Annotated in this window: 15 protein-coding genes; 9 read left to right on the plus strand and 6 right to left on the minus strand. The window is 71.5% G+C overall.

Translation table 11 applies throughout. From position 1 onward, the window contains the following. Positions 1–783, plus strand: coding sequence for a hypothetical protein (locus BIV25_RS50325; protein WP_177235257.1), 783 nt, complete (start codon positions 1–3; stop codon positions 781–783). A gap of 1,084 nt (positions 784–1,867) precedes the next feature. On the opposite strand, the gene BIV25_RS13455 is transcribed toward BIV25_RS50325, so the two are convergent. The 3 genes from BIV25_RS13455 to BIV25_RS13465 form a co-directional block, all read right to left on the minus strand. Further along, on the minus strand, positions 1,868–2,545 hold the full coding sequence (locus BIV25_RS13455; RefSeq protein ID WP_071372516.1) for a GAP family protein: 678 nt from the start codon (positions 2,543–2,545) through the stop codon (positions 1,868–1,870). Positions 2,546–2,851: 306 nt separating this feature from the next. Further along, positions 2,852–4,825, minus strand: a complete 1,974-nt coding sequence (locus BIV25_RS52670) for a hypothetical protein (RefSeq protein WP_071372517.1) — start codon at positions 4,823–4,825, stop codon at positions 2,852–2,854. A gap of 113 nt (positions 4,826–4,938) precedes the next feature. After that, positions 4,939–5,859 (minus strand): aminoglycoside phosphotransferase family protein, encoded by a 921-nt coding sequence (locus BIV25_RS13465; RefSeq protein ID WP_071372636.1) that lies wholly within the window; start codon positions 5,857–5,859, stop codon positions 4,939–4,941. On the opposite strand from BIV25_RS13465, the gene BIV25_RS13470 reads away from it, so the two are divergent. The 3 genes from BIV25_RS13470 to BIV25_RS13480 all read left to right on the plus strand — a co-directional run bounded on the left by BIV25_RS13470 (position 5,858) and on the right by BIV25_RS13480 (position 8,721). Beyond that, positions 5,858–6,523, plus strand: coding sequence for a rhomboid-like protein (locus BIV25_RS13470; RefSeq protein ID WP_177235258.1), 666 nt, complete (start codon positions 5,858–5,860; stop codon positions 6,521–6,523). The two genes, BIV25_RS13465 and BIV25_RS13470, sit on opposite strands and share 2 nt — an antisense overlap. A 10-nt stretch (positions 6,524–6,533) precedes the next feature. Then, a complete protein-coding gene (locus tag BIV25_RS13475) occupies positions 6,534–7,964 on the plus strand; it encodes an FAD-binding oxidoreductase (protein ID WP_071372518.1) in 1,431 nt (476 codons plus the stop codon). 76 nt (positions 7,965–8,040) lie between these two features. Beyond that, positions 8,041–8,721 carry a pentapeptide repeat-containing protein gene (locus BIV25_RS13480; protein WP_256255792.1) on the plus strand — a complete coding sequence of 227 codons (681 nt, stop codon included), beginning with the start codon at positions 8,041–8,043 and terminating at the stop codon, positions 8,719–8,721. A gap of 39 nt (positions 8,722–8,760) precedes the next feature. Here the strand turns inward: BIV25_RS13480 and BIV25_RS13485 are convergent, their stop codons facing one another. Then, complete coding sequence (locus BIV25_RS13485) at positions 8,761–9,261, minus strand: hypothetical protein (RefSeq protein WP_071372520.1); 501 nt, start codon at positions 9,259–9,261, stop codon at positions 8,761–8,763. 82 nt (positions 9,262–9,343) lie between these two features. Here BIV25_RS13485 and BIV25_RS13490 point away from each other — a divergent pair, with 82 nt between their 5' ends. Then, entirely contained in the window at positions 9,344–10,750 is a 1,407-nt protein-coding gene (locus BIV25_RS13490; RefSeq protein WP_177235259.1) for a M1 family metallopeptidase, read from the plus strand. An 83-nt stretch (positions 10,751–10,833) separates the two neighbouring features. On the opposite strand, the gene BIV25_RS13495 is transcribed toward BIV25_RS13490, so the two are convergent. After that, positions 10,834–11,409 carry a TerD family protein gene (locus BIV25_RS13495; RefSeq protein WP_071372521.1) on the minus strand — a complete coding sequence of 192 codons (576 nt, stop codon included), beginning with the start codon at positions 11,407–11,409 and terminating at the stop codon, positions 10,834–10,836. 169 nt (positions 11,410–11,578) lie between these two features. Between BIV25_RS13495 and arfB the strand changes: the two genes are divergently transcribed. Next, entirely contained in the window at positions 11,579–12,016 is a 438-nt protein-coding gene (gene arfB / locus BIV25_RS13500; protein ID WP_071372522.1) for an alternative ribosome rescue aminoacyl-tRNA hydrolase ArfB, read from the plus strand. 76 nt (positions 12,017–12,092) lie between these two features. Further along, a complete protein-coding gene (locus BIV25_RS13505) occupies positions 12,093–12,986 on the plus strand; it encodes a sigma-70 family RNA polymerase sigma factor (RefSeq protein WP_071372523.1) in 894 nt (297 codons plus the stop codon). A gap of 354 nt (positions 12,987–13,340) precedes the next feature. On the opposite strand, the gene BIV25_RS13510 is transcribed toward BIV25_RS13505, so the two are convergent. Further along, positions 13,341–13,913, minus strand: a complete 573-nt coding sequence (locus BIV25_RS13510) for a flavin reductase family protein (protein WP_071372524.1) — start codon at positions 13,911–13,913, stop codon at positions 13,341–13,343. A 308-nt stretch (positions 13,914–14,221) separates the two neighbouring features. On the opposite strand from BIV25_RS13510, the gene cdgB reads away from it, so the two are divergent. Together cdgB and BIV25_RS13520 are read left to right on the plus strand one after the other, a co-directional pair. Beyond that, positions 14,222–15,892: a diguanylate cyclase CdgB gene (cdgB, locus tag BIV25_RS13515; protein WP_071372525.1), complete on the plus strand. Its 1,671-nt coding sequence runs from the start codon at positions 14,222–14,224 to the stop codon at positions 15,890–15,892. A 118-nt stretch (positions 15,893–16,010) separates the two neighbouring features. After that, a complete protein-coding gene (locus tag BIV25_RS13520; protein WP_071372526.1) occupies positions 16,011–16,937 on the plus strand; it encodes a CBM35 domain-containing protein in 927 nt (308 codons plus the stop codon). Positions 16,938–17,083: the final 146 nt, after the last annotated feature.

Consider the following 17,083-nt stretch of genomic DNA (forward strand, 5'->3'; position numbering starts at 1 on the left):
ATGACTTTCATGCACAGCTCATCAGTGACGCGTCGTGCGGGCCAAGCCTCCCTGGCAGCAGCTTTGGTGACGGCCGCCATGTTCGCTACGGCCACCTCGGCGTCAGCCGAGCAAACGCCGTACAAGACCCCTGGGACGTACACGTTCACCGTGCCGACGAACGTGACGTCTGTGACCTTCCAGCTCGTCGGTAGTGGCGGCGGAGGAGGCGGCGGAGGCGCTGCTGTCACGGCGTTTACGAACAAGGGTGGCGGTGGCGGAGGCGGCGGCGGGGGCGGCTCCTTGGTCGAATGCACACTCGCCACCACTCCCGGTGAGACGTACACGCTCTCGGTACCGTCCGGCGGCGCAGGTGGGAAGAGCGACAACGGCTTCCTGCCGAGCCAGAACGGCGATGCTGGCAGCCCCGCCACCGTCACATCCACCACGAATCCCGGCACACCCCTCATCCGTGCCGCCGGCGGTGACCGCGGTCTCCGCGGCACCCGGGGCATTGACTTCGAAAGCGGAGCCGGCGGCACAGGCGGCACCGGCGGACAGGCAAACCAAAATATCTGCAACGGCGTATCACCTGCCGGAACGAATGGCGCAAACGGCACCAACGGCCAGGACGGGGTGACCAAGGGGCATGCCGAACGGGGCAAGGGCGGCACAGGCATCTGGACCGTACCCGCCTGTGTAGCCCCCGGGCGGGGCGGTAATGGAGGATACGGAGACTACCAAGCTCCAGCCGGGTGGGACGGCGAGAACGGTGGCGACGGCTGCATCGCCGTAACCTACTAACGTCGCCGCCAGGCGTTGCGACTGCGCTCTGCCACCAGCAGGCCGCAGTCGCTCACCTCACGGGCGCGCGAGATGCATCACGCGTCAAGACCCGAGCCGTCATACGAGGCGTGTGTAACCACGTGGACGGCCTGCGACAACGGCTCAGCTCCGGGTCAAGAGGGCGAGGGCGCCGATCCTCCTAAAAGCTCTGCGGTGCTCACTGATTCGCGACAGGCCGTCGACCTCCGCAGACCCCTCAGCCGACTCCGGACCACGCGTTCCCAGGCGTTCCGCTGGGAACGTGATGGGAACAGAAGGACAGAGAAGGCCCGGGAAGGATCTCGAAAGACCGTGCCTCGGTCTCGCCTCATCAGGCTGTTGACCTGCGAAAACGGCGATGGATGAAGACAGGTGAGGAAAGACGGGTAAGCCTGTGATCATCCTTGTAAAGCGAAGGTCGTCGGTTCGAATCCGACAGGGGGCTCTGGAAAACCTGCTCTGACCTGGGATTTCTCCCAGGCGGGACGCTTTCTTCGGCCTCGGACTCCGCGTCCGGGGCCGTTTGCGTGAGCGGCCGCCGCCGGCCGCCTCTCACTCGGCGGGCGCGGTACGAGCCGCGCCGCGGCCTCGGCGATCACCAGGTCCGCTTCGGGCAGCAGGCTCGTGTACGTGTCGGCCGTGATGGCGATCGAGGAGTGGCCGAGCATCTCATCGGCGGGAGACCGATCTCCTCGTACAGCTCCATGAAGCGCCCGGTGACGTCGGCGAGATGGAGCATCTCGCCGTTCTCCTTGGTGAAGACCCGGCCTGGACCGTGTCCGAGTCGAGCGCGATGGTCCGGGCGCCCGCGTCGGTCTTGGGATCGTCCTCGTACACCGCACGTCTCACCCCGTCGCAGTCCGCAGAAGTCGACCAGGTGCCACAACGCGTACAGGCGGTCCTCCGCGACGTGGTCGAGGATGAGGCCGGTGTGCTCCGGCGTCCGGACCAGCGCCTTGGGGCGCCTGCCCGCCTCCGTCCCCGGGGCGTGGGCCGCCCAGGGCGAGGACTGGCGGGCCTGTTCCGCGGGCAGCAGGCCGCACTGCCCGGCAACTGCCGGCTGTCAGGACGCGAGGACGGAGATGCCGTCGCCGAGCAGCTTCAGTCCCAGGACGAAGAACAGGACGGCCATGACGGCGGCATTGTGCTGAGCAGCCCAGTCCTTCCAGTTGCCGAGCGTGGTCCTGGCCCGCTCTCCGCCGAGCAGGAAGACTCCCAGCGGAGCCAGCAGGCCGAGGGTGGCGATCAGGGCGAAGATCGCCAGCGCCGCGATCTGCTGCCCGACCGGCAGCCCGGCCGAGCCGATGGAGGCGCCCGCGGCGATGGTCAGCGGGGCGTTCTTGGCGTTGAGCGCGGCCAGGGCCAGCCCGAGTCCGAGGATCTTGACCGGCGTGAGGCGGTCGATCGCCCCCATCCACTTCGGCAGTCTGGCTTGGGAGGGGTCCTTCGGGCGCCGGTGCCACTGCCGGGCGCCGAAGAGGGCGAGGAACAGGCCCAGAGCGAGCTTGAGGGCTCCGACCCAGGTGGCCGGCTGATGGTGGGCCGAGGCGCCTGCGGGGGAAGCGATCCCGAGCATGACCGCGCCCAGGGCCGAGAGCCCCAGGATCCAGCCGACGGTGAAGAGGACCCCGTTGAGACGCCCCCGAGGCGTCGCGAGTATCAGGATGATCGCGATGATCGGCAGCGGGCTGACCGCGACGGCGGCCGCGAAGCCGAGCACGTCACCGAGGACTCTGCCCATCTCTGCCTCCGCATGTCCGGTTTCCATCGTCCTGCGCCCGGCCGAATCTGTCCTCGGGAGCGAGCGCGGCGCGGTGCCCGGGACGTCCGGGGCCGCCGCGGCCGGTGTGGCGAAGAGGGTGGTGCCCAGTGCGGCGAGGGTCCGGGGCATGGCCGGGGTGAGGAGGCCGGGGGAGACGGCGGCGAAGACCGTCGCGAGGGCGGGGCGGCCCGTGGTCCTCGCGGCCGCCCCGCCTTTCCCGAACGGGTGGGAAGCGACAGGTCGCGTCGTGTACCCCGGCCGGCCCCACGGAGGGGCGGACTCGGCTCAGGGCACGTACGACCTGGTGTTGCTCGCCCACAGCGCGCCGCCCTTGCCCGTGCCGCCCGTCGCGGTGTAGACGACGACGTTGCCGTCGCTCTGCATCACCGCGTACGCGCCGGAGTGGCCGTAGGTGTGGGTGGACCACAGGGCGGCGCCGGTGCTGGAGTAGACGACCAGGTTGCCGTCGGCCTGCATGGACGCGTAGGCGCCGGAGTGGCCGGAGGTGCCGGTGGACCAGATCGCCTTGCCGTCGCGCTTGCGGTACAGCACGAGGTTGCCGTCCGGCTGCATCGCCAGGCGGGTGTACTTGGCCTGGGCCCACCAGCCGGCCTTGAGCTGCTGGCCGGAGCCGATCGTCGCCGAGTGCACGTTCGTGCCGTCGGCCCACAGCGAGCCGCCCGTGCTCGGGCCGCCGCCGGCGCCGTAGACCACCAGGTTGCCGTCGTCCTGGACCAGGAAGTAGGCGCCGGAGTGGCCGTTGGTGTGGGTGGACCACAGGGCGGTGCCGGTGCTGGAGTAGACGACCAGGTTGCCGTCGGTCTGCATCACCGCGTAGGCGCCGGAGTGGCCGCTGGTGTGGGTCGACCAGATCGCCGGGCCGCTGCCGCTGGTGCCGTTCGTCTTGAGGTACGCGACCAGGTTGCCGTCGCTGCCCATGGTCAGCGTGATGTTCGCGCTGCTCAGCCGGTGGCCGGAGGTGAGCTTCTGGCCGGGCTGGAGGGAGTTGACGCCGGTCGCGCCGGAGGCGAAGGCGGCGGTGCCGTTCGGGGTGCCGAGACCGGTCGGGCCGTCGTAGCCGGTGGCCGCGGTGCACAGGTAGCTCGTGGAGCAGGTGCCGTCGCTGCCGGTGGTGACGTCGTTCAGGGCCGACGTGTGGCCGTAGACGTACGTGGACGGGTAGCTGTTCGCGGCCGGGGTGCCGGCGAGGGCGTAGGTGGCCGCGATGATCGGCGAGGAGGCGCTGGTGCCGCCGTAGACGTTCCAGCCGGCGGAGCCGCCGTAGGTGTCGTAGACGGCGACTCCGGTGGCCGGGTCGGCGACCGCGGAGACGTCCGCGACAGTGCGGTGCGAGCAGCCGGTGTCGGTCTGCCAGGTGGGCTTGGCCTCGTCCGCGGAGCAGCCGGATCCGGTGCCCTCGGTGCTGCTGGTGGACCACACCGACTCGGTCCAGCCGCGGGTGGTGCCCGCGCGGCTGAGCGAGGTGCCGCCGACCGCGGTGACGTAGGGGGAGGAGGCCGGGTACTGGACGCCGTAGCCGCTGTCGCCCGCGCTGACCGTGATGGCGACGCCGGGGTGGTTGAAGTACTGGACGTCGGCGGTGGTCTCGCTCGGGTCCTCGGTGCCGCCGAAGGAGTTGGAGACGTACTTGGCGCCGAGGGAGACGGCCTCGTTCTCGGCGATGCCGATGTCGCTCGTGCTCGTGGAGGAGGCCTCGACGAGCGTGATGTGGCACTGCGGGCAGACGGCGCTGACCATGTCGAGGTCGAGGGAGATCTCGCCGGCCCAACCCGCGTCCGCAGCGGGGTACGTGGTGCCGCCGGTCTGGTTCACCTTGTGGAAGCAGCCGTTGGCGGTGGTGCAGGCGGGCAGACCGTACTGGGCGCGGTAGGCGGCGAGGTCGGACTCCGCGCTCGGGTCGTCCATGGCGTCGACGATCGCGACGGTCCGGCCCGAACCGGCGCTCGTGGACGGCAGGTTGTAGGCGCTCTGGAGGTCCGCGGGCCCGTAGCCGGACGGGGTGGTGTGCGGGCTCACCGTCAGGTGCTGGAGGACGTCGGTGCGGGCCTCGGCGAGGCACGCCACGTGGCCCGGCGTGGTGGGGTGGGCGCACAGGTGCTTGGCATGGGCCGCGCCGCCTGCCGACGGCGCGGCGGAGGCGGTGGCCGTGAGCCAGCCGGTGGACAGCGCGGTGGATATGAGCGCGGTGGTGGACAGGACGGCGGCGGCGGATGCCGCCCGACGTCTCCGTGTGTGCAAGGAAGTGCCCTTCTGGCGTTCCGATGTGACAGCGGGGGGGCGGACGAAAACTAGCCACGCCGTTCACCGGGAACAATGAGAGGGCGGTAAATCCTTGATCATGGTTTCCCCGGTCAGGACCGGGGAAGCAGCCGGCGGGCGATCTCCAACTGGGCCTCCTCGACCGGGTTGCCGTCCGCCACGTCCCACAGGGCGTTCTGCAGCAGCCGGCCCAGCGTCCAGGCGCGGGCCCGCTCCCGGTCGAGGCCGAGGACGTCGGTCATCGCGTCGAAGCGCCAGACGACCTCGGCCGCGTCGAACCGGTTCCACAGGGCCGGCCACAGCTCGAAGCCGGGGTCGCCGGCCAGCGGCTTGGGATCGATGGCGAGCCAGTCGGCGCGGTCGGAGCCGAGCACGTTGTCGAAGTGCAGGTCCCAGTGCAGCAGCCGGTCGCCGGGTTCGCCGACGACCTCGCGTACGGCGGCCGCGCAGTCGGCGACCGTACGGCGGGTCCCGGGGTCGGGGATCCGCTCCAGCGCCCACGGGGTCCGTTCCAGCATCGCGGCGGCGATGTCGCCGAGCCGGCGCATGCCCGGCGGGCCCGGGAAGGACGTCAGCCGGGCCAGCAGCCGGGCGATCACGAGAACGGCGGCGCGGGTGTCGGCCCGCGCGGAGAGCATCCGGGACGGGGCCAGGCGCTCCAGGAGCATGGTGCCGGTGGCCGGGTCGTGGTCGAGGAGCCGTACGGCGCCGTCGCCGTCCCAGACCCGCAGCGCGACCGGTTCGCCCTCGGTCTCCTCGTCGGGCAGCTGGAGTTTGAGCACGGCCCGGGTGCCGTCCGCGCCGACGACCGGCAGGACGAGCGCGCTGACGCCGTTCATGGCGGGCCCGTCGAGCCGCAGCCGCCAGCGGTCCAGGAAGTCCGCCGCCAGCCCGGGCAGGGCGGCGACGAAGGCCCGCCCCGCCGCGCCGTTGTACCTCGCTTGCGTCTCGGCCAGGCCGTCGGGGATGTCGATCACGGACGGGACGATACCGGCGTGCGTGAATCGGCTCATGCGAATCAAGCGGGGCCTCACAGTGGTACGGACGGCGGTGCGGTCGTGGATCTGCAGCGCACCCGGCACCTACGTGTGGCTGCTGGTCCTGTTCGTCACGACCGTCGCCCTGCACCGCATGTCGCCCGAGTTCGAGCAGCACTTCCTGCGCCGGCGCTCGACCAACATCCACGAGCTGTCGCACGACCCGGTGCGGGTGCTGGTGGCGAGCGCGTTCTGGATCGACAGCGGCCACTGGATTCCGTACGCCTTCCTCTACACGGTGTTCCACGCACCCGCGGAGCGCTGGCTCGGTACGGCCCGCTGGCTCTCGGTGTGCGCGCTGGCGCACGTGTTCGCGACGCTGACCAGCGAGGGCGCCCTGCTGATCGCGATCCGGGCCGGCATCGCCCCGCACCGCGCGGTCAACACCCTGGACATCGGGGTGAGTTACGCGCTGGCCGGGATCATCGCGGTGCTCACGTACCGGATCGCGCCCCCCTGGCGGTACGCGTATCTGCTGGTGGTGCTGGTCATCTACGGGCTGCCGCTGGCCGAGGGGCGGACCTTCACCGATCTGGGCCACTTCGTCTCGGTGCTGATCGGGCTGGCCTGCTATCCGCTGGTCAGAGGGCGCGGAAAAGCATGGAATCCGAAGGAGACACTGGCCGGGACGAGGGGCTAACGTCCGGGCCATGAGCAGCTCGGCAAGCAGTGCGGCCCCCGGCTTCGCGGGCGGCGTCGTCAACGGCGGGATCTCCTACTGGTACGCGGACGACGGTCTCCCGGCCGTACGCGAGCCGCTGCCCGGGGACGCCACGGCCGACGTCGTGATCGTGGGCGGCGGATACACGGGCCTGTGGACGGCGTACTACCTGAAGAAGGCCGCCCCCTTCCTGCGCATCACGGTGCTGGAGCAGAAGTTCTGCGGCTACGGCGCCTCCGGCCGCAACGGCGGCTGGCTCTACAACGGGATCGCGGGCCGCGACCGGTACGCGAAGCTGCACGGCCACGAGGCCGCCGTACGCCTCCAGAAGGCGATGAACGACACGGTCGCGGAGGTGATCGCGGTGGCCGGGGCCGAGGGCATCGAGGCGGACGTCCACCGCGGCGGAGTCCTCGAAGTGGCCACGACCCCCGCCCAGTTGGCGCGTCTGAAGGCCTTCCACGCGCACGAGCTGTCGTACGGCGAGAAGGACCGGGAGCTGTACGGCGCCCGCGAGACGGCCGAGCGGATCCGGGTCGTGGACGCGGTGGGCTCGGCCTGGACCCCGCACGGGGCCCGGCTGCACCCGGTGAAACTGGTCAAGGGCCTGGCGGCGACGGTCGAGGCGCTGGGAGTGGTGGTCCACGAGTCGACCCCGGTGACGGAGATCCGCCCCCAGCACGCGGTCACCCCCTACGGCACGGTCCGCGCCCCCTACGTGCTGCGCTGCACGGAGGGTTTCACGGCGCGGTTGAAGGGCCAGAAGCGCACCTGGCTCCCCATGAACTCCTCGATGATCGCGACCGAGCCGCTGACCGGGGAGCAGTGGGCGTCGATCGGCTGGGAGGGGCGCGAGACCCTGGGCGACATGGCGCACGCGTACATGTACGCGCAGCGCACGGCCGACGGCCGGATCGCGCTGGGCGGCCGCGGCGTGCCGTACCGCTTCGGTTCGCGCACCGACAACGACGGCCGCACACAGGCGGCGACGATCGAGGCCCTCCACGGGATCCTGACCCGCTTCTTCCCGTCCCTGGCCGGGGTCCGGGTGGAACACGCCTGGTCAGGCGTGCTGGGCGTGCCCCGCGACTGGTGCGCCACGGTCACCCTGGACCGCTCTACGGGCCTCGGCTGGGCCGGCGGATACGTCGGCTCCGGTGTCGCCACGACCAACCTCGCCGCCCGCACCCTGCGCGACCTGGTCCAGCGGGACTCCGGACAGGGCGGCCGCACGGACCTCACCGACCTGCCCTGGGTGAACCACAAGGTCCGCAAGTGGGAGCCGGAGCCCTTCCGCTGGCTGGGCGTCCACGGCATGTACGCCACCTACCGCACCGCCGACCAGCGCGAACGCCTCCGCCCCGGCACGGAGTCCTCCCGCCTGGCGAAGGCGGCGGACCGGGTGGCGGGGCGGCACTGAACCGGTTCTCTCCCCGGCCCTCCCCTCGTTTCCCCTGGCCAGGGTGATTGTCAGTGGCGGGGTGCAGCATGGGGGCATGGTGAGGAGAGCGACGGGTGAGGGCAGGAAGCGGGTGAAGGGTGCGCGGCGGCCGGAGCTGCGGCTGCCGCCGCTGACCCCGTGGTCCGGCGGCGGGCTGGAGCCGGACGGGGACTACGACGGGCTGGAGTTCCAGGACGCGGACCTGAGCGGGCAGGACGGCGCGGGCGCCCGGTTCATGGACTGCGCGCTGGCGGGCTGCGCCGTGGACGGTACGGCGCTGGGCCGGGCCAGAGTGCTGGACTCCGTGCTGACGGGGCTGCGCGGGGTCGGCACGCATCTCGCCGAGTCCACGTTCCGGGACGTCGAGGTGGTCGACGCGCGCCTCGGCGGCACCCAGCTGCACGGCGCCGTGCTGGAGCGGGTGGTGGTCCGCGGCGGCAAGATCGACTATCTCAATCTGCGCGAGGCCCGCCTCAGAGACGTCGTCTTCGAGTCCTGCGTACTGGTCGAGCCGGACTTCGCGGGGGCGAGCCTGGAGCGGGTCGAGTTCGTCGACTGCGCGCTGAAGGGGGCCGACTTCGGCAGCGCGACGCTGAAGGACGTGGACCTGCGCGGAGCCGCCCCGCTGGAGATCGCCCGCGGCCTGGACCGGCTGTCCGGGGCGGTGATCAGCACGGGTCAACTGCTGGATCTGGCACCGGTGCTGGCGGCGGAGCTCGGGATCAGAGTGGAGTGAGCGGCGCCGGGGACCAGGACGTCACGACCATGGGGGCGGTCACGGCAGGCGGGGGAAGCGGGCCTGGAGGGTCCAGATCGCCGGGTTCTCCGCCAGGTCGTCGTGGAGGTCGGTGAGGTCCGCGATCAGATCGTGCAGGAAGTCACGGGCCTCGCGGCGCAGTTCGGTGTGGCCGAAGCTGAGCGGGGCCTCCTCGGCCGGCATCCAGTCGGCCTCGATGTCCACCCAGCCGAAGCGGCGCTCGAACAGCATCCGGTCGGTGGACTCGGTGAAGTCCAGCTCCGCCTGCTGCGGGCGCGCGGCGCGCGAGCCCATCGGGTCCCGGTCCAGCCGCTCCACGATGTCGCACAGCGCCCACGCGAAGTCCAGCACCGGCACCCATCCCCAGGCTGTGGACAGCTCCCGGTCGGACTCGGTGTCCGCGAGATAGACGTCACCGCAGAACAGGTCGTGCCGCAGCGCGTGGACGTCCGCGCGGCGGTAGTCGGTCTGCGGCGGGTCCGGGAACTTGTTGGAGAGGGCGTAGCCGATGTCGAGCACGCACCGATGGTGTCACGGGTCCCTGCCCGGCCCTTAATTTCGGGCCCCGTAAGTAAGACCGGTGCCCCATAGGATCGCTGTCGTGCCCCGTTCCGTACGCCTCGCCGTGGCCGTCCCGGCCGCCGCGGCCCTGCTCACCTTCAGCCTGGCTCTTACCGGAACGGCGGCCGAAGGCGGTGTGCACGGCACTCCGGGCAGCCCGGGCCTGCACGACCCGTACTTCCCGCAGGCCGGCAACGGCGGCTACCACGTGGAGCACTACGCCCTCACCCTCGACTACACCCCCTCCGGCCGCCGGCTCACCGGTACGGCGGTCATCACCGCCCGCGCCCTCCAGGACCTGTCCTCCTTCGACCTCGACCTCGCCGGACTGCACGTCGACTCGGTCACCGTCGAGGGCAGGCGGGCCCCCTTCGGCCGGTCCGGGCAGGAGCTGACCGTCCGCCCGCACACCGACCTGAACGCGGGCGAAACGTTCCGTACGACCGTGCGCTACTCCGGCGTCCCGCAGACCCTCACCGACCCCGACGGCTCCAAGGAGGGCTGGCTGCCCACCTCCGACGGCGCTCTCGGCCTCGGCGAGCCCGTCGGCTCCATGGCCTGGTTTCCCGGCAACCACCACCCCTCAGACAAGGCGTCCTACGACATCACCGTCACCGTCCCGAAGGGCCTCCAGGCCGTCTCCAACGGCGAGTTGGCGGGCCAGAGCACCCAGGGCGGCCGGACGTCGTACCACTGGCACACCGCCCAGCCCATGGCGAGCTATCTGGCCACGGTCGCCGTCGGCCACTTCACTCTCACCCGCAGCACCGGCCCGCACGGGCTGCCGATCCTCACCGCCGTCGCCCCGGACCAGGCGAAGGACAGCGCGGACGTGATGGCGCAGCTGCCCGGCATCGTCAAATGGGAGGAGGACAACTTCGGGCCGTTCCCCTTCTCCTCCGTCGGCGCGATCGTCGCCGGGGAGGGCGACGCCGGGTACGCCCTGGAGACACAGAACCGGCCGACCTTCCCCGGCGCCCCGGACACCGGCACGGTCGTGCACGAACTGGCCCACCAGTGGTACGGCGACTCGGTCACCCCGAAGTCCTGGCAGGACATGTGGCTCAACGAGGGCTTCGCCACCTACGCCCAGTGGCTGTGGCAGGAGGACCACGACGGCGACTCGGCGCAGAAGATATTCACCGACCTCTACGACGGCGACGACGACGGGATCTGGGCCTACCCGCCCGCGAAGCCGTCCGGCGCCGCCCACATCTCCGACAGCCCCGTCTACGAGCGCGGCGCGATGGTCCTGCAGAAGATCCGGCAGAAGGTCGGCGACAAGGGCTTCTTCGCCCTCCTGCGCAGCTGGCCCGCCTCCCACCGGTACGGCAGCGCCGACACCGCCGACTTCACCGCGTACGTGGAGAAGCAGTTCCCGGGCACGGACTTCACCGGGATCTGGCGGGACTGGCTGTACGGCAACGGCAAACCGGCCCAGGCCTGACGCCTCGCAGCGGTACGGCGGGGGCCCCGCGCCGCGGCGGTGTGCGCCGTGGCCCGGGGCCCCGCTCGGTGGTGCCGCGTCCGTCAGACGTTGACGCCGAAGTCCTGGGCGATGCCGACCAGGCCCGAGGCGTAGCCCTGGCCCACCGCGCGGAACTTCCACTCCGCGCCGTTGCGGTACAGCTCGCCGAAGACCATGGCCGTCTCGGTGGCCGCGTCCTCCGAGAGGTCGTAGCGCGCGATCTCGGCGCCGCCGGTCTGGTTCACGATGCGGATGTACGCGTTGCGGACCTGGCCGAAGTTCTGGCTGCGGTTCTCCGCGTCGTAGATGGAGACCGGGAAGACGACCTTGTCGATGTCCGCCGGGAGCCCGGCCAGGTTGACGTTGATGGCCTCGTCGTCGCCCTCGCCCTGGCCGGTGGTGTTGTCACCGGTGTGGACGATCGTGTTGTCCGGCGTCTGCTTGTTGTTGAAGAAGACGAAGTGGGCGTCCGAGTAGACCTTGCCCTGTGCGTTGACCGCGATGGCGGAGGCGTCCAGGTCGAAGTCCGTGCCGGTGGTGGTGCGGACGTCCCAGCCGAGGCCCACGGTGACGGCGGTCAGGCCCGGAGCCTCCTTGGTGAGCGAGACGTTGCCACCCTTGGACAGGCTTACAGCCATTCTTGGGAGTCCCTTCCTTTGGTTCGGTACGGCGGAAAAGGTACAGCTACCCCTGTCAACGCCGGGGGAGCCCGGGAAGGTTCCAGCTCTCTTTACTTTCTTTACTTCCCGTCCCCGGTTTCCCCGCCCGGGGTATTTCGGGTGACGTGGACGGGTCAGCCGCGCGACCATGGTGGGCATGTCCGGTCCCTACCTCATCCGTGGCTCCGTCTCCCTTCCCGAGGCCGAGCTGATGTGGCGTTTCTCCAGGTCGTCGGGGCCCGGCGGACAGCACGTCAACACCAGTGACTCGCAGGTGGAGCTGCGCTTCGACCTCGCGCGCACCGAGGCGCTGCCCCCGGTGTGGAAGGAGCGGGCGTTGCAGCGGCTGGCCGGCCGGCTCGTCGACGGGGTCGTCACCGTCCGCTCCTCCGAGCACCGCTCCCAGTGGCGCAACCGCGAGTCCGCCGCCGTACGCCTCGCCGCGCTCCTCGCGGAGGCGAGCGCGCCCCCGCCCAAGCCCCGCAGGCCCACCCGCATCCCGCGCGGCATCAACGAACGCCGGCTGCGGGAGAAGAAGCAGCGTGCGGACACCAAGCGCGGCCGCTCGGGCCGGGACTGGCAGTAGGTCCGTCACACTTCCGGGCCGCCGTACGTCAGGGTCGTGAAGACCCTGGACGGCGACAGAGAGGCCGGCACCACCGATGAGCGAGCACGACGCGCACCAGCACCACGACGGCATCGGCGGCCTCGACGCGCTCGCCGAGCGGTTCGAGGCGTACCGGGGGCATCTGCGGGCCGTGGCCTTCCGCATGCTGGGCTCGGCCGCGGAGGCCGAGGACGCCGTGCAGGAGACCTGGTTCCGGCTGAGCCGGTCCGACACGAGCGAGGTGGACAACCTCGGGGGCTGGCTGACGACCGTCGTCGGCCGGGTCTGCCTCGACCTGCTCCGCTCCCGCCGCACCCGGGGCGAGCAGCCCCTGGACACCTGGGAGCCGGCGGCCGCCGCCGCGCAGGGCCCGGCGCAGGACCCCGCGCAGGACGCCCTGCTGGCCGACTCGGTCGGCTCGGCCCTGCTCGTCGTCCTCGACCAGCTGAACCCGGCCGAGCGGCTGGCGTTCGTGCTTCACGACCTGTTCGGGGTGCCGTTCGACGAGGTCGGCGGCGTCCTCGGGCGCACCCCGGGCGCCGCCCGGCAGCTGGCCAGCCGGGGCCGGCGCCGGGTGCGGGGCGCGGACGCGCCGGAGACCGACCTGGTGCGGCAGCGTGCGGTGGTCGACGCCTTCCTGGCGGCGGCGCGGGACGGCGACTTCGAGGGGCTGCTGGCCGTCCTCGACCCGGACGTCCTGGCCCGCGGCGAGGCCGGTACGACCATCGGCGCGAGCGGGGTGGCCGCCGGCGCGAAGAGCTTCGCCCGCCTGGCCGTCGAGTCCCGCCCGGCCCTGATCGACGGCGCCACGGGCCTGGTCCGCTACGTCGACGACCGCCTGGAGCGCGTACTGACCTTCACCTTCGTCGCCGACCGCATCGCCACGATCGACATCGTGACGAACCCGACCCGCCTCACGGAGCTGACGATCGAACCGGTGGGGTCGTGACGGGGTTTGTCACCGACCGGCGGTGTCGTGACGGCGGGCGGGTCTGTGGTCGGTCGGCGGGAGCCTGGCGACCGGAGGGTCTGCCAGCAACCGGCAGAGCACCGACGGTCGAGGGCTCTGCCGCCCTGCCCTGCCCTGCGGCGGCCCTGCCCCAGTCCCGACGGTGGCGGCTCTGCCACCACCCTGGCCCGGCGGCGGGTCTGCCGCCCCTGCCGGCAGCGGCTCTCCCCCAGTCCCGACGGTGGCGGCTCTGCTATCCCTCCCGGGGCCCGACGGGCGCGTCTGCCGCTCTGCCCGACGGCGGCCCCTCTCCCGGCGCCGGCTCTCCCCCTTCCGCCGCCGGTCGGCTCAGGCTCAGCCCAACTGCCGGTACCGCCCCCGGAAGTACAGCAGTGGGCCGCCCTCGGCGCTCGGTACCTGGGCGGTGAGGACGCGGCCGATGACCAGGGTGTGGTCCCCGGCGCTCACCCGTTCCTCGGTGCGGCACTCCAGCGTGGCCAGTGCGCCGCCCACCAGGGGTGCGCCGGTCACCTCGCCGCGGACGCAGGGGATGTCCTCGAAGAGGAGCCGGTCGCTGATGCGGCCCTTCATCGCGAAGCGCCCGGCGATGTGCCGCTGGCTCTCGGTGAGCACCGACACGGCCCACAGGGGCTGTTCGGCCAGCAGGTCGTCCATCCGGGAGCCCTCGCGCAGGCTGACGAGGACGAGCGGCGGGTCGAGGGAGACCGACAGGAAGGCGGTGGCGGTCATGCCGACGTCCTCCACGCCCGGCGCGCCCGGGTCGTCCGGGTCGAGCGGCGGTTCCTGCGCGGTCACCAGGACCACGCCCGCGGCCAGCCGGGACATCGCGGCCCGGAACTCGTCGTTGCTCACCCCCTCAGCATGCCCGGAAGCGGTGAGGGTGGCGGGAGAGGCGGTCTTCAGCACGCCTGGAACGCTAGTCTCCGCCCCGCACGGGCCACATCGGGCCTGCGCCCGAGCCGGGTCCTAGGACCAAGGGACGACCACGGGGCACGTATGGACATCATGTGGGCACGCCCGCACAGCCTGCGGTCAGCATTTGCACGTGCCAAATGCAGAAACTCCACTCAATTGTTCACGTTCACCTGTGACTTGAGTCACAAGGGGCAAGAATTGTTGACCCTGTGTACCGAGTGAGCAGCGCGCTGTGATTCAGTGGCGTGGAAGCTGAGACAACCCTTGATTCGCTGTGAGGTCGCGGGGGGAGGGCGGGCATGGAGACTGAGTCGGAGCCGTATGTCCGTCTCGCGTCCCTGCGGCAGCTGCACCAGGTCATGGCCGACATGAACACGGCGCGCAGCCTGGCGGACACCTTGCAGACGGTCGCCGACGGCGTCGTACAGGCCCTCGGGTACGAGATGGCGTGCGTGAACCTCGTCCGTCAGGACAGCGACCTCGTCGTCGCCGCCCTCGCCGGTAACTCCGCCGCCGAGGCCCTGATCACCGGCCGGGTCGGCTCCCGCGAGTCCTGGGACCGGCGGCTGCACATGGGCGAGCGCTGGGGCGACCTGGTCTTCATACCGCACACCGAGGGCTGGGTACTGGACGACGACGACGTCCCCCAGTGGTACACCGACGGCCCCATGCCGCGCTTCGAGGACGAGTGGCACCCCTCGGACCGCCTCTTCGCCCCCATGTACACGCCCGGCGTGCAGGGCGGCTCCTCCGGCGAGCTGCTCGGCGTCCTGTCCGTGGACCGGCCGCGCAACGGCCGCCGCCCGGGCGCCTGGGGCCGCGAAGCCCTGCAGATGTACGCCTTCCAGGCCGCCATCGCCATCAGCAACGCCCGGCTGCGCGCCAACATGCAGCGCGCCCTGGTCCGCCTGGAGCGCGAGCAGCAGGCCCTGCGCGCCAGCGAGGAATCCTTCCGGCAGGCCTTCGAGTACGCCCCCTCCGGCATGGCCATCGCCGAGATGGGCGGCGACCAGCACGGCCGCATCCTGCGCACCAACGACGCCTTGTGCCGGCTGCTGGGCCGCCCGGCCTCCGCGATGCGCCGCTACTCCTTCTCCGACCTCGTCCACCCCGAGGACATCGGCACGCTGCTGCGGACCTCCGCCGAGGGCGGCCGCGCGGAGCTGCGCCTCGGCCGCCGCGACGGCACGTACGTCTGGGTGTCGCTGCGCAACAGCGTGGTGGCCGACGCCGCCGACGGCCCCCGCTTCCTCCTCACCCACGTCGAGGACATAGAGGAGCGCAAGCGGCGCGAACTGCAGCTCGCCCACCGCGCCTCGCACGACTCCCTCACCGGCCTGCCGAACTCCGCCGAGCTGCGCTCGCGCCTGTCGGCCCGCCTGTGCCGGCGCCCCTCCGAGCCCGGCGACCTGGAATCCCTGGACGCGGCCTACGGCCTCCCCGTCTTCGACGCCCCGGGCGGCCACGGCGGCGGCCACGGCGGTTTCGACTTCCGGCCGGGCACGGAGGGCTACGACGCCTTCGACCACCACGTGCACACGGTCGCCCCGGAGGAGGGCCGCGACGACGGCACCAAGGGCCTCGCGGTGCTCTTCTGCGACCTCGACGGCTTCAAGTCCATCAACGACCGCTTCGGCCACAACGCCGGCGACGCGGTCCTCATCGAGGTCGCCCGGCGCCTCACCCGCGGCGTCCGCGACGGCGACACGGTCGCCCGCCTCGGCGGCGACGAGTTCGTGATCCTCGCCGACGGCCTCGGCCGGGCCGACGCCCAGGACCTCGCCGTACGGCTGCGCAACGAGATCATCCAGCCGATCCGGGCCGAGGGCCGGGCCGTGCGGGTGGGCGCGAGTTTCGGCATCGGGTGGGCGCACTGCGGCATGACCGCGGACGAGGTGTTGAAGTCAGCCGACGAGCGGATGTACGTAGAGAAACGATCTCGTCCCAAACAGCACCGACGCGCGGGATGATCCGCAGGTCAGCGAGTTGATGCGGTACGAGTCACCCGTTTGGCTCAGTGAGAGCGGGTAGGCTCGCTGATCCATGCCCCCTATCGCATCCGCCCGCACCTGCTGAGGAGTACCAGGGATGACGCCCGGCGACAACGGCGCGAGCACGCCCGAGGAAGACGACCCCTTCGGCTATCTGTACGCCGACGGCCAGGCCAGAGGAGCCCAGCCGCCGTCCGGCGGTTACGGCTACCCGAACTCGGTCAGCAGGGTGCGTGCCGTCGGCGAGCGCCAGTACGGCCAGCAGCAGCCGCCCGCTTACGGCCAGGTGCCGCAGCAGGGCGCCTACGGCCAGCCGAACACCCACTACCAGGCCCCGGAGACCCTCCCGGGCGGCCCCGCCTCCACCACCCGCACCCCCCAGCCGGCCCCGCCGCGCCGCGGCCCCAACACCAAGGGTCTGCTGATCGGCGCGATCGCGGTCGTCGCGGCGGTCGTCATAGGGATCGGCGTGGCGATGCTGAACGGCAACTCCTCGGACAACAAGGCGGGCGGCGGCGCCTCGGGCGCGCCGTCCGCCTCGCAGAGCTCCCAGCCGAGCCAGTCGGCGAGCAGCAGCGCGTCGGGGGACCTGCCGAAGAGCGACGCGAAGGATCTCCAGCTGGCGGGCGGCGCGTCCACGGCCTCGGGCGTCAAGGGGGCGTCAGCGGCCGGCGGGACCTACGTGGCGGGCTTCAACAAGGTCGGAGCCTCGCTCACCTGGACCGTCAACGACGTCCCCGAGGCCGGTAAATACAGTGTCTACGTCGGCTACAGCGTTCCCGGCAAGGACGCCACCGCCACCATCACGGTCAACGGGACGGCTTCCGATTCGCCGGTCGGCCTGAAGAACTGGTCGCACGGCGCGGCGGGCGACTACGAGAAGGGCTGGACGAAGACGTTCAGCTATGTCCAGCTCAACAAGGGCTCGAACACCATCAAGCTCTCGTGCGAGCAGGGCGACCAGTGCGACGCCCTCATCGACCAGGTGTGGCTGGTGAAGGGCTGGGTCGGTTCCGGCGGCTGAGCCCCGGAGCGGTGGGGCGACCCCGGCAGCCGCCGAGGTCGCCACATCCGCTGTGAAGGCCTCGGCACTACTGGGCGTAGACCTCGATCCCCGTAGGCGTCGGCCGGCAGAGCACCTGCCACGGCCACCGTCGTCAGGCTCTTGTT

This window comes from Streptomyces sp. MUSC 14 (assembly GCF_001866675.1).
In the GTDB taxonomy this organism is placed as follows: Bacteria; Actinomycetota; Actinomycetes; order Streptomycetales; family Streptomycetaceae; genus Streptomyces.

Bases quoted from the DNA above. Each gene is read 5' to 3' on its own strand.
- BIV25_RS50325 (WP_177235257.1), top strand. From the start codon at position 1: ATGACTTTCATGCACAGCTCATCAGTGACGCGTCGTGCGGGCCAAGCC.
- BIV25_RS13455 (WP_071372516.1), bottom strand. From the start codon at position 2,545: ATGGGCAGAGTCCTCGGTGACGTGCTCGGCTTCGCGGCCGCCGTCGCG.
- BIV25_RS13470 (WP_177235258.1), top strand. From the start codon at position 5,858: ATGCGAATCAAGCGGGGCCTCACAGTGGTACGGACGGCGGTGCGGTCG.
- BIV25_RS13465 (WP_071372636.1), bottom strand. From the start codon at position 5,859: ATGAGCCGATTCACGCACGCCGGTATCGTCCCGTCCGTGATCGACATC.
- BIV25_RS13475 (WP_071372518.1), top strand. From the start codon at position 6,534: ATGAGCAGCTCGGCAAGCAGTGCGGCCCCCGGCTTCGCGGGCGGCGTC.
- BIV25_RS13480 (WP_256255792.1), top strand. From the start codon at position 8,041: ATGGTGAGGAGAGCGACGGGTGAGGGCAGGAAGCGGGTGAAGGGTGCG.
- BIV25_RS13495 (WP_071372521.1), bottom strand. From the start codon at position 11,409: ATGGCTGTAAGCCTGTCCAAGGGTGGCAACGTCTCGCTCACCAAGGAG.
- arfB (WP_071372522.1), top strand. From the start codon at position 11,579: ATGGTGGGCATGTCCGGTCCCTACCTCATCCGTGGCTCCGTCTCCCTT.
- BIV25_RS13505 (WP_071372523.1), top strand. From the start codon at position 12,093: ATGAGCGAGCACGACGCGCACCAGCACCACGACGGCATCGGCGGCCTC.
- cdgB (WP_071372525.1), top strand. From the start codon at position 14,222: ATGGAGACTGAGTCGGAGCCGTATGTCCGTCTCGCGTCCCTGCGGCAG.
- BIV25_RS13520 (WP_071372526.1), top strand. From the start codon at position 16,011: ATGACGCCCGGCGACAACGGCGCGAGCACGCCCGAGGAAGACGACCCC.